This is a genomic window from Streptomyces sp. WMMC500, from assembly GCF_027497195.1.
Lineage (GTDB): Bacteria > Actinomycetota > Actinomycetes > Streptomycetales > Streptomycetaceae > Streptomyces.
In genome coordinates, this window is the sequence record NZ_CP114905.1 from 6,262,938 (window position 1) to 6,286,079 (window position 23,142).

Below are 23,142 nucleotides of genomic sequence, written 5' to 3' on the forward strand. Positions count from 1 at the left end.
CGTCAGAGCGTCAGCCGCCAGTCCTGGCCCACCAGGTCCGCCCCGTAGCTGTGGTGCGGCTTCTCGGCCGTCAGCTCGAACCCCGCCCGCTCATAGAGCCGGCGGGCGGACTCCAGCACCGAGTTCGTCCACAGCACCAGCTCGCGGTACCCCGCCTCGCGGGCGAAGCTGACACACGTGTCGACCAGCCGCGCCCCCAGCCGGTGCCCCCGCACCTCCGGGTCCACCAGCAGCAGCCGCAGCCGCGCCGTGTCCGGGGCCTCGTCCCGTACGCACATGACCGTGCCGACCGGTCTGCCGCCCAGGTCCGCTATCCACGTCCGCTCGCACGCGGGGTCACGCCGCGCGGCGTGGTCCGCGACGATCCGGGCCACCAGCGCCTCGAACTCCGCGTTCCACCCGTACTCCTGCGCGTACACCTCGCCGTGGCGCTTGACGATCCAGCCCAGCTCGCCCGGGCCCGGCTCGCGCAGCTCCGCCTCCCCGACCGCGTTCGGCACCGCCGTGTGCGGCATGGCCGACTCCGCCAGCAGCTCCCGCACCGTGCTCATCGCGGCGGCCAGCCGCGCGCGCCGGTCCGCCGGCACCCGCGCCAGGAGCGTCCCCACCTGCTCCCGCGAGCGCTCCTCCAGGAGATGGGCCGCCTCCCGCCCCCGCGGCGTCAGCGCCACCCGCTGCCGCCGCGCGTCCACCGCCGAAGGGCCGCGCGTGATGAGGCCGTCCTTCTCGAACTTGCCGAGCAGCCTGCTGAGATACCCCGCGTCGAGCGTGAGCGCTCCGCGCAGGTCGGCGGCGTCGGCCTGCCGTGCGGCACTCAGCTCGTAGAGCACGCGGGCCTCGGTGAGCGTGTACGGCGTGTGGAGCTGGCGGCTGTAGTCGAGGGCGCCGATCAGATTCGTGTAGAAGCGGTTGAACGAGCGGATGTCCTCGATGGTCACGGGACCCCACCTCCATGGCGCGCGTTTCTTTGACCGAGTTTCTTTGACTGAGTCAAATGTACCCCCGTGCGCCGACCCCCGTGCAGAGTTGTCCACAGGCCGTCCCGTGCGGTCGGACAATCGGCCGGGAGCCCCGGCCTCCGCTACGCCCGCGGCGCCGCGGTCGACGCCCGCGCCACCAGCTCCGCCGGCACCATGTAGCGCCCGCCCGCCGGCGACTCCTCCCGCCCCAGCGCCAGCCGCGCCGCCCGGGCCGCCGCCTCCTGCAGCGGCAGCCGCACCGTGGTCAGCGCCGGCGTCGCGTCCGCGCTGAACGGCAGGTCGTCGAAGCCCGCCACCGACACGTCGCCGGGGATGTCGAGCCCCTTCTCCCGCAGCGCCGCGCAGATGCCCAGCGCCACCGCGTCGTTCGAGCCGACGACGGCCGTCAGCCCCGGCTCGCGGTCCAGCAGTTCGAGCGCGCCGTCGTAGCCGGACTGCCGCGTGTACGGGCCGTGCACCGTCAGCCGGCCGAGCTCGCCGGCGTCGCCGCCGAGGCCGTGGGCGGCGAGCGCGGCGCGGTGGCCTTCGAGGCGGTGCCGGGTGGTGGTGCGGTCGGCGGGGCCCGCGACGTAGCCGATGCGGCGGTGGCCGAGGGTCACGAGGTGCTCGGTGAGCCGCCGCCCGCCCTCGCGGTTGCCGAACTCGACGGCGAAGGCGGAGCCCTCGGGCGCGGCGCTCGCGGGCCGGCCGAGGAGCACGACCTGGGTGCCGTTCGCCGCGAGCCGGCCCACCTTGGCCGCGCTGGCCGCGGCGTACTCGGGCGTCTCGACGGCGCTTCCGGTGATCACCACGGCGGCGGCGCGCTGGCGCAGCAGGAGCGTGAGGTAGGTCAGCTCGCGCTCCGGGGAGCCGCCGGTGTTGCAGACGACGGCGAGCTTCTCGCTGCCCAGCTCGGACTGCACGGCGCTGGCCATGATGCCGAAGAAGGGGTCGGCGACGTCGTTGACGAGGACGCCGACGAGGTCGGAGGTGGCGGCGGCGAGCGCGCTCGCGGGGCCGTTGATGACGTAGTCCAGCTCGTCCACGGCGGCGAGTACCCGCGCGCGGGTGGCCTCGGCCACCGGGTAGTTGCCGCTGAGCACCCGGGAGACGGTCGCGGCGGAGACGCGGGCGCGTGCCGCGACGTCCGCGAGGGTGACTGCCATCGCTCTGCCTCCCGTTGGGTACGGCGTCCCGGCCCGGTGGCCGGAATCCCCCGGGCCCGCGCGGGCCCGCCCGGCGCCGGTCGCCGGTCCGAGCCGTGAGCGGAAGTCTTGCACGTCGCGCAGCCCGCGTCGCGAGCATGGCAGGAGTGTGCACGCCATTGTCCGTACCCGGTCGGGCTCTTGCGCTGCAGGCCGGGCGGGGATAGCTTTCTCCCGGGGCAGAAAGCGCTTACTATGGGAGACCAGATGCCACGTAGGACGCTGCGTATCGCCATGAACGGCGTCACCGGGCGGATGGGGTATCGACAGCACCTCGTCCGGTCGATTCTTGCCATCCGCGAGGAGGGCGGGCTGGATCTCGGCGGCGGCGACGTGCTGTGGCCCGAGCCGGTTCTGGTGGGCCGCAGGGAGCACGCGCTGGCGGACATCGCCCGCCGGCACGACCTGCCGGAGTACACCACCGATCTCGACGCCGTACTCGCGGACGACTCCGTGGAGCTGTACTTCGACGCCCAGGTCACCTCTGCCCGCGAGGAAGCGGTGAAGAAGGCCGTCGCGGCCGGGAAGCACGTCTACGTGGAGAAGCCGACGGCCACCTCCGCCTCCGCCGCCCTCGAACTCGCCCGGATGGCGCAGGGCGCGGGCATCAAGCACGGCGTGGTGCAGGACAAGCTCTTCCTGCCGGGTCTGCTGAAACTCAAGCGCCTCATCGACGGGGGCTTCTTCGGCCGCATCCTGTCGGTCCGCGGCGAGTTCGGCTACTGGGTCTTCGAGGGCGACTGGCAGCCCGCCCAGCGGCCCTCCTGGAACTACCGCGCCCAGGACGGCGGCGGGATGGTGCTCGACATGTTCCCGCACTGGGAGTACATCCTGCACGAGCTCTTCGGCCGGGTGCGCAGCGTGCAGGCACACGTCACCACACACATGCCGCGCCGCTGGGACGAGCACGGCCGGGCGTACGAGGCGACGGCCGACGACGCGGCGTACGGGATCTTCGAACTGACCGCGCCCGGCGGCCCCGTCGTGGCGCAGATCAACTCCTCCTGGACGGTCCGCGTCCACCGCGACGAGCTGGTCGAGTTCCAGGTCGACGGCACCGAGGGCTCCGCCGTCGCGGGCCTGCGCGGCTGCCGCGTGCAGCACCGGGCGGCGACGCCGAAGCCGGTGTGGAACCCGGACCTGCCGGTCTCCGAGGCGTTCCGCGACCAGTGGCAGGAGGTCCCCGACAACGCCGGTCCCGCCGGGTTCCCCAACGGCTTCCGCGCCCAGTGGGAGCTGTTCCTGCGGCATCTGGCGCTCGACGAGCCGTACCACTGGGACCTCCTCGCCGGCGCGCGCGGTGTGCAGCTCGCCGAGCTGGGGCTGAGGGCCGCCGCGGAAGGACGGCGCGTCGAGGTGCCGGAGCTGGTCCGGTGACGACGATGAGGCTGCCCAGGCCGGGGGGCGCGCTGGAGGCGTACGAACCGCGCGCGGAGCCCTCCTCGGCGCTCGCCACCGGCGGCCCGCGCCCCTCCTGCCGTACGGTCTTCGCCGCCGCGCACGTCGTCGCCGACCCGTACGCCGACGCCGGACCCGGCGACCCGGACAGCCCCGCCGCGGTCGACTGGGACGCCACCCTCGCCTTCCGGCGCCACCTGTGGTCCCACGGTCTCGCCGTCGCCGAGGCCATGGACACCGCGCAGCGCGGCATGGGCCTGGACTGGCCCCGCGCCGCCGAGCTGATCCGCCGCTCGGCCGCCGAGGCCAGGGCCCACGGCGGCCGCGTGGCGTGCGGCGCGGGCACCGACCAGCTCGCGCCTTCGAGCGCCGTGCTCGCCGACGTGCGGGCGGCGTACGAGGAGCAGCTCGCCCTCGTCGAGGACGCCGGCGCCCAGGCGGTGCTGATGGCCTCCCGCGCGCTGGCGGCGTGCGCCCGCGGGCCCGAGGACTACGTGGAGATCTACGGTGCGCTGCTGCGGCAGGCGCGCGAGCCGGTGATCCTGCACTGGCTGGGGGACATGTTCGACCCGGCGCTCGCCGGCTACTGGGGCAGTTCCGATCTGAACGCCGCCACCGACACCTTTCTGGAGGTCATCGCCCAGCACCCGGACAAGGTCGACGGCGTCAAGGTCTCCCTCCTCGACGCCTCCCGCGAGGTCGGCCTCCGTCGCCGGCTGCCCCGGGGGGTGCGCTGCTACACCGGCGACGACTTCCACTACCCCGAGCTGATCGAGGGCGACGAGCACGGTTTCAGCCACGCTCTCCTCGGTGTCTTCGACCCGCTCGCCCCACTGGCCGCCGAGGCGGTACGCACCCTCGACACCGGCGACGCGGCCGGCTTCCGCAAGGTCCTGGACCCGACCGTGCCGCTCGCCCGCCACCTCTTCGAGGCCCCGACGCGCTTCTACAAGACGGGCGTCGTGTTCCTGGCCTGGCTGGGCGGTCACCAGAGTCACTTCACCATGGTCGGCGGGCAGCAGTCGGCCCGCTCCCTGCCGCACCTCGCGCGCGCGTACGAACTGGCCGACGCGCTCGGCCTGTTCCCCGACCCGCAGCTTGCCGCGCGGCGCATGACCTCCTTTCTCGCCGTCCACGGAGTCGCCCTGTGAGCCCCGGACAGCCGCCCGGCGGGCCGGCCCGCCTCAGCCTCAACCAGGAGACCATCAGGCAGTGGTCGCTCCCCGAACTCGCGGACGGCTGCACCGCGGCCGGGGTGCGCGGCGTGGGGCTGTGGCGGGCGCCCGTGCAGGAGTTCGGGGTGGAGGCCGCAGCGAAGCTCTTCCGCGCCGCCGGTCTGACGGTGACGAGCCTGTGCCGCGGCGGGTTCTTCACCACAGATGATCCGGGGGAGCGCGCCACCGCCCTCGACGACAACCGGCGCGCCATCGACGAGGCGGCCACCCTGGGCACGGACACGCTCGTGCTCGTCTCCGGCGGCCTGCCGGCGGGCAGTCGCGATCTGTACGGCGCACGGGAGCGCATCGCGGACGCGCTGGGCACCCTCGCGCCGTACGCGGCGGAGCGCGCCGTGCGGCTGGCGATCGAGCCGCTGCACCCGATGTACGCCGCCGACCGGTGTGTGGTCTCCACGCTGGCCCAGTCGCTGGACCTGGCCGAGCGCTTCCCCGCGGACCGGGTGGGCGTGGTGGTGGACACGTACCACCTCTGGTGGGACGACACCGTCGCGGCACAGATCACGCGTGCGGGGGAGTCCGGCCGGATCGCGGCCTTCCAACTGGCGGACTGGGTGACGCCGCTGCCGGAGGGGGTGCTGCTGGGCCGCGGGCAACTGGGCGACGGAAGCGTCGACCTGCGCTGGTTCCGGGAGCGGTTGGACGAGGCGGGGTACGCGGGCTTCATCGAGGTCGAGATCTTCAACCCGGGGCTGTGGGCGCGCGACGGGGCGGAGGTGCTCGCGGAGATCGTCGAACGGTACGAGCGGCTGGTCGTGCGCTGAGCGACGGGCCGGGGTGCCGCGGGCCGGCCGGCGGCGGGTCCCTGGACGCCCGTCGCGTACGGCCCGGCCCCTGCCGTGCCGTCAGGCGCGGTGGCGCCCGCCGCCGTACGACTGACCGCCGCCGAACAGCCGCGCCAGCGCGCCGAGCGCCCCGCCCGGCCTGCGGGTCGCCTGCCGCTCCGCCGTGAGCATCTCGGCCAGCCCGTCCGCCCGGACCTCGCGGTTCTGGGCGGCCCGCGAGACGGCGGCCATCGCGATCGGCGTGAGGATCTTCAGCGCCCGGGACACCTGCGCCATCGGGATGCCCGTGCGCTGCGAGACCGCGCGGGCCACGGGCATGCTCGTCCTGCCGACGATGGTCGCCAGCATGCCGCCGCCGAGTGCACCTCCGGAGAACGGCACGGCCCCGGCGAGAGCGGGCGAGCCCTTCACCCGGCGCACGCCGGGTCCCGCCGGGACCGCCTCCTGCGCCTCGTCGAGCGCCTGCTCGACCTCGTGTGCCCCGTGCGGGGAAGCGGCCTCCTCGGCGAGCGAGCCGGTGAGGGCGGCGACGGTCTCGCCGACGACCCGCTTCGCGCCCCGGCTGCCGGTGCCCAGTTCGTCGGCAACCTGGTGCAACTGCTCCGGACCGAGGTCGTCCAGGACAGCCTTGTGGAGTGGTTTGTCCCTCATGCCGGAAACGTTAAGGCCGATCACCGATGTCGGCACGTCGGGTTACAGATCGATAAAGTGCCGAAGCCGTGCAACCCTTCGCCGTCGATCGGGGTCGTATAGGGCATCAGGCTTCCCGGGGGGAGTACCAGGGGGGTGGGGGAGCCTAGGGGAGGGGACGCGACGGGGCCCGGCTCGCAAGAGCCGGGCCCCTCGCTGCGCCCGCCGCGGGCGAGGCGCGAGTCGTCCACAACCGGCGGGTTGTCCACAGCGCGGCCCGCGATGTCGGGGCCCGGCGATAGCGTCTCTCCCATGACGCAACTGGCCGTGGTGGAGGGAGTCCTCGAGCGGATCACGTACGCCAACGAGGACAACGGGTACACGGTCGCCCGCGTCGACACCGGCCGCGGCGGCGGCGATCTGCTCACGGTCGTCGGGGCCCTGCTCGGCGCCCAGCCGGGTGAGTCGCTGCGCATGGAGGGCCGCTGGGGCTCCCACCCGCAGTACGGCAAACAGTTCAGCGTGGAGAACTACCGGACGGTCCTCCCGGCCACCGTCCAGGGCATCCGGCGCTATCTCGGCTCCGGGCTGATCAAGGGCATCGGCCCGCGCATCGCCGAGCGCATCGTCGACCACTTCGGTGTCGACACGCTCGACGTCATCGAGCAGGATCCCGCCCGGCTCGTCGAGGTTCCGGGCCTCGGCCCCAAGCGGACGAAGCTGATCGGCGCCGCCTGGGAGGAGCAGAAGGCCATCAAGGAGGTCATGCTCTTCCTCCAGGGCGTCGGCGTCTCCACGTCCATCGCCGTGCGGATCTACAAGTCGTACGGGGACGCCTCCATCTCCGTGGTGAAGAACGAGCCGTACCGGCTGGCGGCCGACGTCTGGGGCATCGGCTTCCTCACCGCCGACCGCATCGCCCGGTCCGTCGGCATCCCGCACGACAGCCCCGAGCGGGTCAAGGCCGGCCTGCAGTACGCGCTGTCGCAGTCCTCCGACCAGGGCAACTGCTTCCTGCCCGAGCAGCAGCTCATCACCGAGGCGGTCAAGCTGCTGCAGGTCGACACGGGCCTGGTCATCGAATGCCTGGACGAGCTGGTGAAGGAGGAGGGCGTCGTCCGCGAGACGGTGCCCGGGCCGGGCGGCGAGGAGGACGTGCGGGGGATCTACCTCGTGCCGTTCCACCGCGCGGAGGTCTCCCTGGCCGCCCAGTTGCTGCGGCTGCTGCGCACCGAGCGGGACCGGATGCCTGCCTTCCAGGACGTCGACTGGGGCCGGGCGCTGACCTGGCTCGGCGGTCGCACCGGCGCGGAGCTGGCGCCCGAGCAGGAGCAGGCGGTCCGGCTGGCGCTGACGGAGAAGGTCGCGGTGCTGACCGGCGGCCCCGGCTGCGGCAAGTCCTTCACCGTCCGCTCGATCGTGGAGCTGGCCCGGGCCAAGCGGGCGAAGGTGGTGATGGCGGCGCCGACCGGCCGCGCGGCCAAGCGGCTGGCGGAGCTCACCGGTGCCGAGGCGTCCACGGTCCACCGGCTGCTGGAGCTCAAGCCGGGCGGCGACGCCGCGTACGACCGGGACCGGCCGCTCGACGCCGACCTGGTCGTCGTCGACGAAGCCTCGATGCTCGACCTGCTGCTGGCGAACAAGCTGGCGAAGGCCGTGCCGCCGGGGGCGCACCTGCTGCTCGTCGGGGACGTCGACCAACTGCCGTCCGTCGGCGCCGGGGAGGTGCTGCGCGACCTGCTGGCCGACGGTGGTCCGGTGCCCCGGGTCCGGCTGACCCGGATCTTCCGGCAGGCACAGCAGTCCGGCGTGGTGACCAACGCGCACCGCATCAACTCCGGGGTTCAGCCCCTCACCCAGGGTCTCGCCGACTTCTTCCTCTTCGCCGAGGACGACACCGAGGCCGCCGGCCGGCTCACGGTGGACGTGGCGGCCCGCCGGATTCCGGCCAAGTTCGGCCTCGACCCGCGCCGCGACGTGCAGGTCCTCGCCCCCATGCACCGCGGCCCCGCGGGCGCGGGCGTGCTCAACGGGCTGCTCCAGGAGGCCGTCACCCCCGGTCGTCCGGGGCTCGGCGAGAAGCGCTTCGGCGGCCGTACGTTCCGCGTCGGCGACAAGGTCACGCAGATACGGAACAACTACGAGAAGGGGCGCAACGGGGTCTTCAACGGCACCGTCGGCGTCGTCACCGCCCTGGACACCGTCGAGCAGCGGCTGACGGTGCTCACGGACGAGGACGAGGAGGTGCCGTACGACTTCGACGAACTGGACGAGCTGACGCACGCCTACGCCGTCACCATCCACCGCTCGCAGGGCAGCGAGTATCCGGCGGTGGTGATCCCCGTCACCACCGGCGCCTGGATGATGCTCCAGCGGAACCTGCTGTACACGGCCGTGACCCGGGCCAAGAAGCTGGTCGTGCTGGTCGGCTCCCGCAGGGCCCTGGGGCAGGCGGTGCGGACCGTCTCCGCAGGCCGGCGCTGTACGGCGCTGGACCATCGGCTGCGTGGCCGAGTAGGTCTCCCCTGACGCGCTCCGACAGGGCACGATAGTCCGTAAGTGGCACGCAGTGCCGTATGTTGATCCCGCAGCCGACCCCGAGTGCACGGAACAGCTCCGCATGGGGGAAGCTGGAGGGTAAGTCAGGGCACCTCAAGCAATCCTCAAAGAAGAGGCACGATACGTCGGGTGAGGACAGAGTGAGCGACAAATCTGCAGTACTTCGGTACGGCGACGGCGAGTACACCTTCCCGATCGTCGACAGCACCGTCGGTGACACCGGCGTCGACATCGGAAAGCTGCGCTCCCAGACCGGGCTGGTGACCCTGGACAGCGGCTACGGCAACACTGCGGCGTACAAGTCGGCCATCACCTATCTGGACGGCGAGCAGGGGATTCTGCGTTACCGCGGCTACCCCATCGAACAGCTCGCCGAGCGCAGCACTTTCCTGGAAGTCGCCTACCTGCTGATCAACGGTGAGCTGCCCAGCGTCGACGAGCTGTCGGTGTTCAAGGGCGAGATCACCCGCCACACCCTCCTGCACGAGGACGTCAAGCGCTTCTACGACGGCTTCCCGCGGGACGCACACCCGATGGCGATGCTGTCCTCCGTGGTCAGCGCGCTGTCGACCTTCTACCAGGACAGCCACAACCCCTTCGACGAACAGCAGCGCCACCTGTCGACGATCCGGCTGCTGGCCAAGCTGCCGACGATCGCGGCGTACGCGTACAAGAAGTCCGTCGGACACCCGGTGGTCTACCCGCGCAACGACCTCGGGTACGTCGAGAACTTCCTGCGCATGACCTTCTCGGTGCCGGCCGCCGAGTACGAGCTGGACCCGGTGGTGGTCAGCGCGCTCGACAAGCTGCTGATCCTGCACGCCGACCACGAGCAGAACTGTTCGACCTCCACCGTGCGGCTGGTCGGCTCCTCGCAGGCCAACCTGTTCGCCTCCATCTCGGCGGGCATCAGCGCGCTGTGGGGGCCCCTGCACGGCGGCGCCAACCAGAGCGTGCTGGAGATGCTGGAGGGCATCCAGGCCACGGGCGGCGACGTCGACACCTTCATCCGCAAGGTGAAGAACAAGGAAGACGGCGTGAAGCTCATGGGCTTCGGGCACCGCGTCTACAAGAACTTCGACCCCCGGGCGAAGATCATCAAGGCGGCGGCGCACGACGTCCTCTCCGCGCTGGGTAAGTCCGACGAGCTGCTGGACATCGCCCTGAAGCTGGAGGAGCACGCGCTCGCCGACGACTACTTCGTCGAGCGCAAGCTGTACCCGAACGTCGACTTCTACACCGGCCTGATCTACCGCGCGATGGGCTTCCCGACCGAGATGTTCACGGTGCTCTTCGCGCTCGGGCGGCTGCCGGGCTGGGTCGCCCAGTGGCACGAGATGATCAAGGAACCGGGCTCCCGCATCGGCCGCCCCCGGCAGATCTACACCGGTGAGGTGGTGCGGGACTTCGTCCCGGTCGAGGAGCGCTGAGCCGCCGGCCCGCACGCCGGAAACGAAGCGCAGGAACGCGAAGGCGCCCCGTCTGCGATCCCCCCACGGATCTGTCGACGGGGCGCTTCGCTCTCCCGGCCCCGGTAGGGGCCGGGCGCCTTCGTACCGCCGGGACACCGCCGCGGGAGGGGCCGCTCAATGCTCCTCGCACGTGCCGTCCCGGCCTCGTGCACGCCGACTCCGCCGGGTGTCGACGTCACTCGAATAGACACCCGACCGGCGCCGATGGTTACCCCCCGATCGGTGTGATCTGAGTCACACGGCATGGGTCGCGCAACCACCGCGCGACGGCGCCGCCCCCGCGCGGTGTGTGCGGGGGCGGCGCCGGTCGTCCGTGGTACGGGTCAGGCCCGGCCGACCAGTTCGTACCCGGCCTCGTCGACCGCGGCGCGCACCTTCTCCTCGTCGAGCGGGGCGACGGAGGTGACGGTCACCTCGCCGGCGGCCGCCGAGGCCTTGGCCGAGGAGACCCCGTCGAGCCCGGAGACCTCGGCGCTCACGGCGCCCTCGCAGTGGCCGCAGGTCATGCCGGAGACCTTGTAGACGGTGGTGACGGAGGTCTGAGCGCTCATACGTGTCTCCCTTGTCGACGGTGGGCGCAGCCGTGTCCTGCTCCCTGCGCTGACACTATACCCCCTAGGGGTATTTTGCATCCCCGCTGATCGCGCGGTCGGCCCGCCGGAGTGTCAGTCCCCGCGGGGTACGGCGGCGGTGCCGACGATGGGGGCGAGGTAGCCGAACAGGGCCCGCTTGATCTCCTTGCGGTACGCCTTCCGTTCGGCGGCGTCGGCGGTCATGTACAGCTCCAGGCCCCCCTTGAAGATGCCCAGCGACATGGTGGCGCTGAGGGAGACTTCGGCGGGTGAGAGCTCCGGGGCGCGGTGGGTGAGCATGTCCTCGACGGCTGCCACGGCCGCCGCGTGCACCGGCTCGCGCTCCTCCGCGACCAGGTCCGGGGCGTCCGTGCTCTGCAGCAGCACCGCGAAGCCGGGGTTGGCGGTGCAGAAGTCGATCACCGGGTCGACGGCGGCGTCGAGCATCGCGGCGAGCGGAAGCGCGACGTTGGCGGGGGTGAAGGCCGCGCTGTGCTTCTCCTGGAGCGCGCGGTTGTAGCGGCGGCCCAACTCGACGGCCAGCGCCGCCTTGTTCGGAAAGAACTGGTACAGCGTGCCGGGGGAGACGCCGGCCTCGCGGGCGATGGCGTTCGTGGACGTGGCGGCGTATCCGCTGCGTGCGAACACGGCGTCCGCGGCGTCGAGCAACTGCTGCGCGCGCCGCTCGCCGCGTGCCTGCCTGCGACGGGGCGGCCGGTCGGCGGGATGCCCGCCGGCGGCCGGCGCTGGGTTCGCCACGGCCATCCACAGCCTCCGGGGTGGGAGGTGACACATGCGAGCGCTCACTCGCATTCTAGGAGAACGCGAGCGGGGACTCGTATTTTGGTTCGTGTCTCATTCTATTGCGTGCGCAGTGAGAGGGCGGGGTCGATGTCGGGAGGCGCAAGGGGGGCAACCGCCGGGGCAGGCCGCTGGACGAGGCGGGTCGCGGCGCGTCCCGGGCCGGCCTTGCTGCCGGCGCCGGTCGACACCGAGCCGGCCGGGGTTGCCGCGAGCGGGGTGGCGGACGGCGTGCGCGGACGCGGGTGGCAGGACCTGGCCTCGGCGTATGCCGCGGAGGCGCTGGACGAGCAGTCCCCCGGCGCCCGGCCGAACCTGCTGCTGCTCGCGGGCGGCGGCTGCCGGCCGGACGGGGTGGCCGATGCCGATGCCGACGCCGAGGCGGAGCGGCCGGCCGTGCGGCTCGCGGCGGTGGACGCGGCCGGCACGGTGACGTCGTGCGGGGCGGCGGCCCAGGCCGCCCGGCAGACGGGCCCCGGTCCGGCCGAGGGCGCGGAAAGCGCCGGGCAGGCAACCGGGGAGACACGGGGCGCGGCATCCGCCGCCGGGCTGCGGCCCGAGGGCGGCGGCGAGGCGCTCACAGCCCCGCGGATACGGCGGCCGGCGGACAGGCCCGCCGGCCTCCCGCCTGTCGGGGGACCGGTGATTCCGGCGGGGTAGGTGGCCTGGCGCGGGGGCGGTAGTGCGGGGTCCGCCCCCCAGGGCGTGCGGTTCCTCCCGGCCCGGTGGTCGGGAGGAACCGCACGCGGACCGGCCAAGGGTGTCCGCTGGGCCGCGGGGGGCGCGGTCCAGCGGTCAACGGCGGCCGCGGCTGCTAGGCCTCTGGGCGACCCATGCGCGCACCGTGTCGGGGTACCAGTAGGGCTTGCCGTGCTCGACGAGGTCGGGCGCAGGCAGCATCCCGTGCTTCCGGTACGACCGCACGGTCTCGGTCTGAACGCCGATGTGCGCGGCGATCTCCTTGTACGACCACAGGCTGTCCGTCATCTCTGTACCTCCCGCCGGGGCGCCGGGGCGGCGCCCCTGGTGATCAGTGACCCTGTGCCCGGGAGTCGCCCCGGCCGACCGTCGCCGCGGGGTTGTCGAGCAGATGGGGTGAAGAACCGACGTATTCGTGACATTGGTGACGGGACACGCATGCAGCGTGATCGACGCATGATTGACACGGCTCCGCGGTGGCGGTTAGACCGAGACGGTTGCTGGACGAAGGGATTGCCCATGAAGACCATCGGCCACTGGATCGGCGGCAAGGCAGTCGCGGGCGCCTCGGGACGGTCGGGACCGGTCTACGACCCGGCCACCGGGGCGCGGGCCGCCGAGGTCGCGTTCGCCTCCGCCGCCGAGGTGGACGCCGCCGTCGCCGCCGCCCGCGAAGCCTTCGCGGAGTGGAGCGTGTCGTCGCTCGCGGCGCGCACCGCCGTGCTGTTCCGCTTCCGCGAACTGCTCGCCGCCCGCCGCGAGGACGTCGCCCGGCTGATCACCGCCGAGCACGGCAAGGTGCACTCCGACGCGCTCGGCGAGGTGGCCCGCGGGCTGGAGATCGTCGAGGTCGCCTGCGGCATCCCGCAGTTGCTCAAGGGCGAGCTGTCCACGCAGGTCTCCACCCGGATCGACGTCGCCTCTATCCGGCAGCCCGTCGGCGTGGTCGCGGGCATCACGCCGTTCAACTTCCCCGCCATGGTGCCGATGTGGATGTTCCCGCTGGCCATCGCCTGCGGCAACACCTTCGTGCTGAAGCCGAGCGAGAAGGACCCGTCGGCGGCCGGGCTGCTCGCAGAGCTGCTGGCCGAGGCGGGCCTGCCGGAGGGGGTGTTCAACGTCGTCCACGGCGACAGGGAAGCCGTCGACCGGCTGCTGGAGCACCCGGACGTCGCCGCGGTCAGCTTCGTCGGCTCCACCCCGATCGCCCGGCACGTCTTCACCACCGGCACGTCCCACGGCAAGCGCGTCCAGGCGCTCGGCGGGGCGAAGAACCACATGCTGGTGCTGCCCGACGCCGACCTGGACGCGGCCGCGGACGCCGCGGTCTCGGCGGCGTACGGCTCGGCGGGGGAGCGCTGCATGGCGGTCTCCGCGGTGGTCGCGGTCGGCGACACGGGCGACGAGCTGGTGGCGAGGATCGCCGAGCGGGCGCGCAAGGTCCGTATCGGCCCGGGCGACGACCCGGACTCGGAGATGGGCCCGCTCATCACCCGGGAGCACCGCGACAAGGTCGCCGGCTATGTACGGGGCGCTGCGGCGCAGGGCGCCGAGGTCGTCGTGGACGGCACGGGCTACACGGTTCCCGGCCGCGAGGACGGCCACTGGCTCGGGGTCAGCCTGCTGGACCGGGTGCCGGTGGCGTCCGACGCGTACCGGGACGAGATCTTCGGGCCGGTGCTGTGCGTGGTGCGGGCGGAGACGTACGAGGAGGGCGTGCGGCTCGTCAACGGCTCGCCGTGGGGGAACGGCACCGCCATCTTCACCCGTGACGGCGGCGCCGCCCGCCGCTTCCAGTTGGAGGCCACGGCCGGGATGGTCGGCGTGAACGTGCCCATCCCCGTACCCGTGGGCTACCACTCCTTCGGCGGCTGGAAGGACTCCCTCTTCGGCGACCACCACATCTACGGCGAGGACGGCGTCCGCTTCTACACCCGGGCCAAAGTCGTCACGACCCGCTGGCCCGACCCGTCGGACGGCGGCGTCGACCTCGGCTTCCCGACGTCCCGCTGAGACCGGTGCCGGCATTGGGGAGGCAGATCGTGCGACCGGGGGGTACTTTGCGGGTAACGGTGCGACATGTCTGCGGCATCGGGATCCGGACGGTTCCGGTGTTCCGCACCGCCTCCACCATCAACCGTCGTGTGTGCGAGGAGCTGATGCCGTGTCATTGATGGCCCGGGCCGGGATCCGCGAGTCGACGGAGTAACGGCACCGAATCGCCCCCTCCTTCGTCACAGTCCCGACGAAGGACGGCACGAGGGAGGGGCGCGATGAGACGCGCGGTGCTCACGGGACTGGCAGGACTGGTGACGGTGCCGCTGCTGCTGACGGGCTGCAGCGGCGGGGGAGACGAATCGAGTACGGAACAGGCGTCCCTGGACGCAGGGGGCGGGGGAGGTGCGCCCCCGCCGGCCCCGGCGGCGCCCGCCCCGGCGGCCCCGGAGGGCGGGTACGACGCCGCCCCGGAGGCCGCGGGCAAGGAGCTGGCGGACTCCTTCGCACCCGCGCCCGACATGGTCTCCACCTTCGCGCTCGACGTGGACACCGCCTCGTACAGCTACGCCCGGCGGACCATCGACTCCGGCTCGCTGCCGCAGCCGGACACCGTGCGCCACGAGGAGTTCATCAACAGCTTCCGCCAGGACTACCCCGCGCCCGAGGACGACGGCTTCTCCGTCACCACCGACGGCGCCCGTGCGGCGGACGGCGGCTGGTCGCTGATGCGCGTGGGCCTGGCGACCCGCCCGGAGAGCAACGAGTACGGCACGCAGGCGCGCCGGCCGGCCGCGCTCACCTTCGTGGTGGACGTCTCCGGCTCGATGGCGGAGCCCGGCCGGCTCAGCCTCGTGCGGGAGGCCCTGCACACGGCGGTCGACGAGCTGCGCGACGACGACGCGCTGGCGCTCGTCGCGTTCAGCGGCGAGGCCCGTACCGTGCTGCCGATGACGGCGGTCGGCGGGGCGGAGGACCGCATCCACGACGCGGTCGAGGAACTGCAGCCCACCGACAGCACGAACGTCGAGGCCGGCATGACCCGCGGCTACGACGAGGCGGTCGCCGGCCACCGCGAGGGCGCCACGAACCGCGTCGTCCTCCTCTCCGACGCCCTCGCCAACACCGGCGCCACCGACGCCGACACGATCCTCGACCGCATCACCGCGGCCCGGGAGGACTACGGCATCACGCTGTTCGGCGTCGGCGTCGGCAGCGAGTACGGCGACGCGCTGATGGAGCGGCTGACCAACCAGGGCGACGGACACACCACCTACGTGTCCGAGACCGACGAGGCCCGCAAGGTCTTCGTCGAGGACCTGCCGCGCAACGTCGACCTGCGCGCCCGCGACGCCAAGGCGCAGGTCGTCTTCGACGCGGACGCCGTCGCCGACTACCGGCTGATCGGGTACGACAACCGCCAGGTCGCCGACGAGGACTTCCGCAACGACGCCGTCGACGGCGGCGAGGTCGGCCCCGGCCACACCGTCACCGCGCTGTACGCCGTCCGGCTCGCCGAAGGCGCCTCGGGCAGCGTCGCGACGGCCACCGTGCGCTGGCTCGACCCCGACACCCGCGCCCCGCACGAGGAGTCCAGCTCGGTCGACGCGGGCGCCCTGACCGGCGACCTGTGGGGGGCCGCCTCGCCCCGGCTGCAGCTCACCGCGCTGACCGCCTACTTCGCCGACGCCCTGCGCGGCGGCTCCGACGCCGGCACCACCCCCGAGCCGCGCATCGACGGCAGCGCTGACGGCAGCGCCGGCCGCGAGGAGGGCGGCGGTACCACCGGCGGCGCCGGGTACATGCCGCTGCCGGGGGCGCCGACGGTCGACGAACTCGCCGGTCACGCCGAGGACCTGGCCGCCGAGACCGAGGACCCGGCGGTGGGCGACCTGGCCGAGACCGTCCGGCAGGCGGTCGAGCTGACGGCCTGATCCCGGGGGCCCGTGCGCGTCGAAGGAGGCGCCGGGCGACCGGCGGCACCGACGGGACTGATGGGCCGCGGGACCGATGGGACCGACGGGCGGGGGCGGTGGGACGGCGCGGGGAGACGCCGCTCCCGCCGCCCCCGCCCGTACGGGCCGCGCTTTCCCGCCCGAACGGCCGTGCCGTACCCTTGGCGCCACATTTCCGGGACCCGGCAGCCAGGGCGGTGTCCCGTCTCCAGGATCCGGCAACCGGGAGCGGTGGTGGCGCGAACGCGCACAGCGGGGGCACTCCCCGACGTCCTCGACGGCTATGCGGAGCTGCTGGCCGACGTGTCCGCCACCGGCAGGCTGCTGCGCCGCCCCGAATTGGACGCGCTGCGCGAGCTGGGCGAGCAGGCCGCCGAGGCCGGCCGCAGCCTGCGTGAGCTGGTCGCGGGCCACCTCGCCGAGACCCGCCGCACCTGGGCCACCCTGCCCGGCGTGGCCAGGGCCGCGAGCGCCGCCGAGCGGGCCCGCAGCGGTGACGCCGTGCTGGCCGCGGTCGAGGCGGCCGTCTCCGCGCTCGGCGAGGGCCACGAGCGCGCCCAGCGGCTCGCGGTGCGGCAGGAGGAGGCCGAGCGCCGCGAATTCGTCGATGACCTGCTCTACGGCCGCAGCGACCTCGGCCGGCTCGCCGAGCGCGCGGAGCGCTTCGGCCTGCGCCTGGCCCGCGCGCACGCCGTCGCGGTCGCGGCCGGCGAGGAGCCCTTCGCCGACGTCCACCCGCTGGTGCGGCGCATCGAGCGGGAGCTGCTGGGCCGCTTCGGCGAGCGCGACGTGCTGCTGACCACCAAGGAGGGCCAGCTCGTCTGCGTCGCCGGCAGCAGCGAGCGGGCGCTGCTCGACGCCTTCGCCACGGTGGCCCTGGAGCCGGGCAGCGGATACGGCAGCGCCACCCGCGTCGCCATGGGCCGCGAGCACGCGGGCCCCGGCGGGGTCGTACGCAGCTACGAGGAGGCGCTCGGGGCGCTCGGCATGGCCGCCGCGCTCGGCCTCGGGCAGCCCGTGCTGCACGCCGCGGAGCTGCTGGTCTTCCCGGTGCTGCTGCGCGACAGGGCGGCGATGGCCGATCTGGTACGCACCGTCCTCGGCCCGCTGACGCAGGCCCGCGGCGGCGCCGAGCCGCTGCTCGCCACGCTGCAGACCTGCGCCGCCGCCGGCTACGTCAACGCCGAGGCGGCCCGGCGGCTGGGCGTGAGCGTGCGGACGCTGTCGTACCGGCTGGACCGGATACGTACCCTCACCGGCTACGACGTCGCGGACTCCCTGCACCGCTACACCCTGGAGACCGCCGCCATGGGAGCCCGTCTGCTGGGCTGGCCGGAGCAGCAGGTCTAGTCACGCGCCACCCCCGGCACCCCCGCCGCGGCACCGCCGCCCGCTCGCGGGGGCGTCCGGAACCGCACACACCCGGCTTGCGTTTCCCCGGTAGGTGGCCCACTCTTCTCCCTGCCGCCCGTCCCGGATGTCTGGAGTCCCGAACCCATGAACACGCTCGCGCTCGGACCGGGATGGCTGGATCCCGACTTCCTGATCGACAAGTTCGGCGTGGTCGGCGTGCTCGTGATCGTCTTCGCCGAGTCCGGGCTCCTCATCGGGTTCTTCCTGCCGGGCGACTCGCTGCTGTTCACCACCGGTCTGCTGATCACCTCGGACGTGCTCGACTTCCCGCTGTGGCTGATGTGCGTGCTCATCGCCCTCGCGGCCATCGTCGGCGACCAGGTCGGCTATCTCTTCGGCCGCAAGGTCGGCCCCGCCCTCTTCAAACGCCCCGACTCCAGGCTGTTCAAACAGGAGAACGTGCAGAAGGCGCACGAGTTCTTCGAGAAGCACGGCCCGAAGTCGCTGGTGCTGGCCCGTTTCGTGCCCATCGTGCGCACCTTCACCCCGATCATCGCCGGGGTCAGCCGGATGAACTACCGGCAGTTCGTCATCTTCAACGTCATCGGCGGCATCCTGTGGGGCGTCGGGGTCACTCTCCTGGGTGCCGCCCTGGGCCAGATCGACTTCGTGCACAAGAACATCGAGGCGATCCTCATCGGCATCGTGCTGCTGTCGGTGCTGCCGATCGTCATCGAGTACCTGCGCGCCCGCAGCCGCGCCAAGAACGGGCCCCCGGCGCCTCCTCCCGCGGGGGACGAACCGGCCGGCCACCCGGCCGATCCGGCGGCCCCCACCGCCGACGGCGGCGACGGCGACCCGCGGCGCGGCCGGCACGCCCGGCGTTAGGGTCGCGTCAAAACCTCGGCGTAGTCCTGGACAAAGCGCACTTCGCTGCGCAGAGCGGTATTTCGGATCACTTACGATCGCCCCGTGTCCAAGCTGACCGAACTGCCGAAGCGCATACTGATCGGCCGTGCGCTTCGCAGCGACCGGCTGGGCGAGACGCTGCTCCCCAAGCGCGTCGCGCTTCCCGTCTTCGCCTCCGACCCGCTCTCCTCGGTCGCGTACGCCCCGGGCGAGGTGCTGATCGTCCTGTCGGTCGCCGGCGTCGGCGCGTACACGTACAGCCCCTGGATCACCGCGGCCATCGTGGTGCTGATGGTGGTCGTCGTCGCCTCGTACCGCAAGACGGTGCACGCCTACCCCAGCGGCGGCGGCGACTACGAGGTCGCCACCACCAACCTCGGCCGCCGCGCCGGCCAGGTGGTGGCCAGCGCGCTCCTCGTCGACTACGTGCTCACCGTCGCGGTGTCCGTCTCCGCGGGCGTGGAGAACCTCGGCTCGGCCTGGGGGTTCGTCGCCGAGAACAAGGTGCTGTGCGCGCTGATCGTCATCGGCCTGCTGACCACCATGAACCTGCGCGGCGTGAAGGAGTCGGGGACCCTCTTCGCCATCCCCACCTACGTCTTCGTCGGCAGCGTGCTGATCATGATCGCCTGGGGGGCCTTCCGCGGCCTCGCGCTCGGCGACACGATGCGCGCGCCCACCGCCGACCTGGAGATCCACAGCGAGCACGCGGGCGGCATCGCCGGCTTCGCCCTGGTCTTCCTGCTGCTACGGGCCTTCTCCTCCGGCTGCGCCGCGCTGACCGGCGTCGAGGCGATCAGCAACGGCGTACCCGCCTTCCGCAAGCCCAAGAGCCGCAACGCGGCGACGACGCTGGCGATGATGGGCCTGCTGGCGATCGTCATGTTCGTCGGCATCATCGTCCTCGCGCTGCAGACCGACGTGCGGATGGCCGAGCGACCGGCCGAGGAGCTGCTGCGCAACGGCGAGGAGGTCGGCTCGGGCTTCGTCCAGAACCCGGTGATCGCCCAGGTCGGCGCGGCGGTCTTCGGCGACGGCTCGGTGCCGTTCGTCATCCTGGCGGCGGCCACGGCGCTGGTGCTGTTCCTGGCCGCCAACACCGCGTACAACGGCTTCCCCGTGCTCGGCTCGATCCTCGCGCACGACCGCTTCCTGCCGCGCCAGTTGCACACCCGCGGCGACCGGCTGGCCTTCAGCAACGGCATCCTCTTCCTCGCGCTGCTCGCCGGCGCCCTCGTCTACGCCTTCCGGGCCGACTCCACCCGGCTGATCCAGCTCTACATCGTCGGCGTCTTCGTCTCCTTCACCTTCAGCCAGACCGGCATGGTCCGGCACTGGAACCGCGCGCTGGCCACGGAGCACCGGACCGACGTGCGCCGCCGCATCCTGCGGTCGCGGGCGATGAACGGCTTCGGCGCGGTGTTCTGCGCGCTGGTGCTGGTGGTCGTGCTGATCACCAAGTTCAGCCACGGCGCGTGGATCGCGGTGGCCGGCATGCTCTTCTTCTACGGCGTGATGGCCGCCATCCGCCGCCACTACGACCGGGTCGCGCAGGAGGTCGCGGCCGCCGAGGCCGCCGAGGGCGAGGAGGACGACGCGATGCCGCGCCCCGGGCACGTGCACTCCATCGTGCTGGTCTCCCAGTTGCACCGGCCGACGCTCCGCGCGCTGGCGTACGCGAAGCTCGTACGTTCCGACAAGCTGGAGGCGCTGACTATCGGGGTCGACGCCGAGGAAACCAGGCAACTGCAGCAGCAGTGGGTGGACAGCGAGCTGGACGTGCCGCTGACGGTGATCGAGTCGCCGTACCGTGAGATCACCAGGCCGCTCATCGACTATGTCAAGCGGCTGCGCCAGGAGAAGCCGGACACGGTGATCAGTGTCTACATCCCGGAGTACGTCGTCGGGCACTGGTACGAGCACCTGCTGCACAACCAGAGCGCGCTGCGGCTGAAGGCGCGGCTGCTGTTCACGCCGGGGGTGATGGTGACGTCGGTGCCGTACCAGCTCGGCTCCAGCGAGCGCGCCAAGCGGCGGGCGCGGCGGGGCGCGGAGTGGCAGGCGCCGGGTGCGGTCCGGGGCCCGGCCCCGGCGGGCGCGCGGAAGCGGCGGGAGACGGCGGGGAGGGAGACGGCGGGGAGGTAGCGGCGGGGTGCGTGGCCGTTCGCCGGTTTCGGGTACGGGCGGACGCGCCCGCACTCATCCGAAGCCGCCGAAGCCGCCGCCGTCCCCGAAGCCTCCGCCGTCCCCGCCACCGCCACCGCCGAAGTCGCCCCCGCCGAAGCCGCCGCCGAAGTCGTCGGAGTCGAAGTCGGCCCCCGTCTGGTCGCCGCCCTCGCCCATGCCGTCCGTCGCCCAGCCGCCGGGCGCGTACAACGTCGACCCCAGCAGCGTGCCCGCCAGGAACCCGGGGAGGAGGCCGCCGCCGAAGTAGCCGCCCGCCCACGGGGCGTAGACCGGGCCGGCGTTCCAGTACGGCTGCGGGCCGCGCGCCGTGTCGACCGTGCGGGTCATCGGCTCCTCGCCCGCGGCCAGCAGATTCGCGTCCGCGGTGCACGCCGGCACGGTGCGGGGTGCACCGCCCGGCGGGTGCCACTCGACGTCGGAAGTCGACGGGCCGTGCCGGGGGTCGAAGAAGCACGGGGGGCGGTGTTCGGGCAGCGGCGCGCCGGTGCGGCGCGCCTCCAGCGTCGTCAGCGCGAACCGCCCCTCCTCCAGCGCCTGTGTCACCCCGCGGACGTCGCCGGGGACGCTCGCCGCCTCCATCCGGGACTTGGCCTTCTCGTACGCGTCGAGCGCCTTCTGGTAGTCCTCGCGCATCGCGTCGTCCGCGGCCGGCTCTGTGGGGTCGAAGGCGATGCGCGTCATCTCCTCGCCGAAGGCGGTGATGTCCTCGTCGACGACGGTACGCAGCCGCGCCAGCTCCGCCCTGCCCTGCTCCGCGCGGCGCCGCTTGCCGCGCCGCCGGACGAACAGGACGCAGCCGGCGATCAGCACGACCAGCACGCCGAGCGTGATGGCCCCGGTGCCACCGATGTCGGTGCTGTCGCGCCAGCCGGAGGGCGCGCTCCCGTCGGCCTGTCCCGCGGCCTCGTCCGCGAAGGTGACGAGCTGGTCGGTGGCGTCGTCGGGGTGGGCGCCGACCGCGGCGCGGCGGAGGTTGTCGACCGCCCGGCCGGACAGCACGCCGGAGTCGGCGGCGGCGCCGAAGCCGTCGCCGAGGCGGACGGCGTAGACGCCGGCGATGCCGGTACGGGAGCGGAGGTTCGGCAGGACGTCGCGGGCGGCGACGCCGGGTCCTGCGGGGAGGACGGCGACGAAGACGGGGGCGTCTTCGTCCTTGATCCGGGCGGCGAGTGCGTTGGCCCGGGAGACGGACATCTGGCGCCGGACGTCGGGGTGGACGTAGACGGGGCGCTCGCGCAGCGCCTCGGCGGCGTCGCCGACGGGGTCCTGGGCGTGCGCGGGGGACGCCGTGAGGAACGCGGCGAGGAGGGCGAGGAGCGAGGCCAGGAACCGGTGCATACCTGACATTCTTCTCGCGCGAGGGGCGGGCGCCACCCGGGCGGCAGGATGCGGTAGGGCAGGGGGCGTTGCGGCGGCGGTGGGGCGGCGTCGTCAGAGGCGCCGCATACCCTTGGGCGGGTGTGAGGGGGTGCTGGGCCGGTGGCGTCCGGGGTTGGGTCTCCCTTACGCGCCGACCGTCACCGCGCCGTCCAGGTCGCACGCCTGCAGCCGGCCGCACATCCCGAACCTCGGCTCCGCCCCCGTCCGCTGCACCGACGCCGCCCGCAGGTGGCCGCCGTCGCCGCGCAGCGCGTCCAGGTGGGCGTCCGTCGCCGCCGCGGCCGCCGCCGGACCCCGTTCCCAGCGTTGCCGCCAGTCGTCCAGGCGCGGACGTGCGAACTCCACCGCACGCGCGTGGAACGCCTCCAGCGGCCCCGTGTCGCCCGCCCGCGCGGCCCGGGCCAGTTCGGCGAAGCCGGCCAGCGCCAGGTCGCGGCGCGCCTGCGCGGACTTCTCCGGCTCCGCCGGGTCGAGCGCGGCGGCGCGGGCGTAGGCGTCGTCGTCGTTGAGGACGTCGGGCGGGAAGGGGAAGGCGGCGTCGCCGGCCTCGGGCAGGCCCGCGTTCTGCATCAGGACGAGGATGTCGAGCCGGCCGTCGGTGTTGACGAGCCGGTGGATGGTGCCGGGGGTGAACCAGACGACGGCGTCCTCGACGAGCTCGGATTCGGCGTACCCGGAGGTGGTCAGGGTCTGCACGGCGCCGTGGCCGCCGAGGACGACGTACGCCTCGGTGCAGGCGAGGTGCAGGTGCGGGGTGCCGCCGCGGAGGCCGTCGGGGGCCTGCCAGTCGTAGACGCGGAGCCGGGAGACGCTGACGCCGCCGGGAAGGGGCGGGAGTGCGGGATCGGCCATGACACCAGCATGACGCAAGCGCTTTCTACGGACCAGCCCCCGAACCACCCGATCTCCTGCCCCGCCACGGCGCGGCCCGCGGGGCGGCCGGCCGGCGGGCGGTTCTGCCGTGGGCGGTTCTGTCGGTGGGGCGGCCTACCCTTGGGCGGGTGTGCGGGGGATGTAGGGGATGCGGGGATTGCGGGTTTGGGGGTCC

General features: G+C 73.2%; 19 protein-coding genes. 11 read left to right on the top strand and 8 right to left on the bottom strand.

Annotated features, from left to right (window positions below; translation table 11 throughout):
- Nucleotides 1-2: 2 nt before the first annotated feature.
- Together O7599_RS27030 and O7599_RS27035 are read right to left on the bottom strand one after the other, a co-directional pair.
- Complete coding sequence (locus O7599_RS27030) at nucleotides 3-938, bottom strand: helix-turn-helix domain-containing GNAT family N-acetyltransferase (protein WP_281618205.1); 936 nt, start codon at nucleotides 936-938, stop codon at nucleotides 3-5.
- A gap of 143 nt (nucleotides 939-1,081) precedes the next feature.
- Nucleotides 1,082-2,125 (bottom strand): LacI family DNA-binding transcriptional regulator, encoded by a 1,044-nt coding sequence (locus O7599_RS27035; RefSeq protein WP_281618206.1) that lies wholly within the window; start codon nucleotides 2,123-2,125, stop codon nucleotides 1,082-1,084.
- Between the two features lie 246 nt (nucleotides 2,126-2,371).
- Between O7599_RS27035 and O7599_RS27040 the strand changes: the two genes are divergently transcribed.
- From O7599_RS27040 to O7599_RS27050, 3 genes are read left to right on the top strand one after another with little or no spacing between them, the layout of a single operon-like run.
- Nucleotides 2,372-3,541, top strand: coding sequence for a Gfo/Idh/MocA family oxidoreductase (locus tag O7599_RS27040; RefSeq protein ID WP_281618207.1), 1,170 nt, complete (start codon nucleotides 2,372-2,374; stop codon nucleotides 3,539-3,541).
- 5 nt (nucleotides 3,542-3,546) lie between these two features.
- A complete protein-coding gene (locus O7599_RS27045) occupies nucleotides 3,547-4,713 on the top strand; it encodes a dihydrodipicolinate synthase family protein (protein WP_281623533.1) in 1,167 nt (388 codons plus the stop codon).
- On the top strand, nucleotides 4,710-5,561 hold the full coding sequence (locus O7599_RS27050) for a sugar phosphate isomerase/epimerase family protein (RefSeq protein ID WP_281618208.1): 852 nt from the start codon (nucleotides 4,710-4,712) through the stop codon (nucleotides 5,559-5,561). Before O7599_RS27045 ends, O7599_RS27050 begins: the two co-directional genes overlap by 4 nt.
- A gap of 81 nt (nucleotides 5,562-5,642) precedes the next feature.
- Here O7599_RS27050 and O7599_RS27055 read toward each other — a convergent pair whose 3' ends face one another.
- Nucleotides 5,643-6,233, bottom strand: a complete 591-nt coding sequence (locus O7599_RS27055; RefSeq protein ID WP_281618209.1) for a DUF937 domain-containing protein — start codon at nucleotides 6,231-6,233, stop codon at nucleotides 5,643-5,645.
- A gap of 291 nt (nucleotides 6,234-6,524) precedes the next feature.
- Between O7599_RS27055 and O7599_RS27060 the strand changes: the two genes are divergently transcribed.
- On the top strand, nucleotides 6,525-8,741 hold the full coding sequence (locus O7599_RS27060) for an ATP-dependent RecD-like DNA helicase (RefSeq protein WP_281618210.1): 2,217 nt from the start codon (nucleotides 6,525-6,527) through the stop codon (nucleotides 8,739-8,741).
- Nucleotides 8,742-8,911: 170 nt separating this feature from the next.
- Complete coding sequence (locus O7599_RS27065) at nucleotides 8,912-10,201, top strand: citrate synthase (protein ID WP_281618211.1); 1,290 nt, start codon at nucleotides 8,912-8,914, stop codon at nucleotides 10,199-10,201.
- Between the two features lie 365 nt (nucleotides 10,202-10,566).
- Here O7599_RS27065 and O7599_RS27070 read toward each other — a convergent pair whose 3' ends face one another.
- Nucleotides 10,567-10,794: a heavy-metal-associated domain-containing protein gene (locus tag O7599_RS27070; RefSeq protein WP_281618212.1), complete on the bottom strand. Its 228-nt coding sequence runs from the start codon at nucleotides 10,792-10,794 to the stop codon at nucleotides 10,567-10,569.
- Nucleotides 10,795-10,908: 114 nt separating this feature from the next.
- A complete protein-coding gene (locus O7599_RS27075) occupies nucleotides 10,909-11,574 on the bottom strand; it encodes a TetR/AcrR family transcriptional regulator (protein WP_281618213.1) in 666 nt (221 codons plus the stop codon).
- A 273-nt stretch (nucleotides 11,575-11,847) separates the two neighbouring features.
- Here O7599_RS27075 and O7599_RS27080 point away from each other — a divergent pair, with 273 nt between their 5' ends.
- Nucleotides 11,848-12,276, top strand: a complete 429-nt coding sequence (locus O7599_RS27080) for a hypothetical protein (protein ID WP_281618214.1) — start codon at nucleotides 11,848-11,850, stop codon at nucleotides 12,274-12,276.
- A gap of 135 nt (nucleotides 12,277-12,411) precedes the next feature.
- Here O7599_RS27080 and O7599_RS27085 read toward each other — a convergent pair whose 3' ends face one another.
- Complete coding sequence (locus O7599_RS27085) at nucleotides 12,412-12,603, bottom strand: MerR family transcriptional regulator (protein ID WP_281618215.1); 192 nt, start codon at nucleotides 12,601-12,603, stop codon at nucleotides 12,412-12,414.
- Between the two features lie 231 nt (nucleotides 12,604-12,834).
- Between O7599_RS27085 and O7599_RS27090 the strand changes: the two genes are divergently transcribed.
- From O7599_RS27090 to O7599_RS27110, 5 genes are all read left to right on the top strand, one after another.
- Complete coding sequence (locus tag O7599_RS27090) at nucleotides 12,835-14,328, top strand: CoA-acylating methylmalonate-semialdehyde dehydrogenase (protein ID WP_281618216.1); 1,494 nt, start codon at nucleotides 12,835-12,837, stop codon at nucleotides 14,326-14,328.
- A gap of 260 nt (nucleotides 14,329-14,588) precedes the next feature.
- A complete protein-coding gene (locus O7599_RS27095) occupies nucleotides 14,589-16,244 on the top strand; it encodes a von Willebrand factor type A domain-containing protein (protein WP_281618217.1) in 1,656 nt (551 codons plus the stop codon).
- A 252-nt stretch (nucleotides 16,245-16,496) separates the two neighbouring features.
- Entirely contained in the window at nucleotides 16,497-17,615 is a 1,119-nt protein-coding gene (locus tag O7599_RS27100) for a helix-turn-helix domain-containing protein (RefSeq protein ID WP_281618218.1), read from the top strand.
- A gap of 147 nt (nucleotides 17,616-17,762) precedes the next feature.
- The gene (locus O7599_RS27105; RefSeq protein WP_281618219.1) at nucleotides 17,763-18,506 is read left to right on the top strand and encodes a VTT domain-containing protein; all 744 of its coding nucleotides are present in this window, start codon (nucleotides 17,763-17,765) and stop codon (nucleotides 18,504-18,506) included.
- 84 nt (nucleotides 18,507-18,590) lie between these two features.
- Entirely contained in the window at nucleotides 18,591-20,672 is a 2,082-nt protein-coding gene (locus O7599_RS27110; protein ID WP_281618220.1) for an APC family permease, read from the top strand.
- Between the two features lie 54 nt (nucleotides 20,673-20,726).
- Here O7599_RS27110 and O7599_RS27115 read toward each other — a convergent pair whose 3' ends face one another.
- Together O7599_RS27115 and O7599_RS27120 are read right to left on the bottom strand one after the other, a co-directional pair.
- A complete protein-coding gene (locus tag O7599_RS27115) occupies nucleotides 20,727-22,052 on the bottom strand; it encodes a hypothetical protein (RefSeq protein ID WP_281618221.1) in 1,326 nt (441 codons plus the stop codon).
- A gap of 165 nt (nucleotides 22,053-22,217) precedes the next feature.
- On the bottom strand, nucleotides 22,218-22,946 hold the full coding sequence (locus O7599_RS27120) for a cupin (protein WP_281618222.1): 729 nt from the start codon (nucleotides 22,944-22,946) through the stop codon (nucleotides 22,218-22,220).
- Nucleotides 22,947-23,142: the final 196 nt, after the last annotated feature.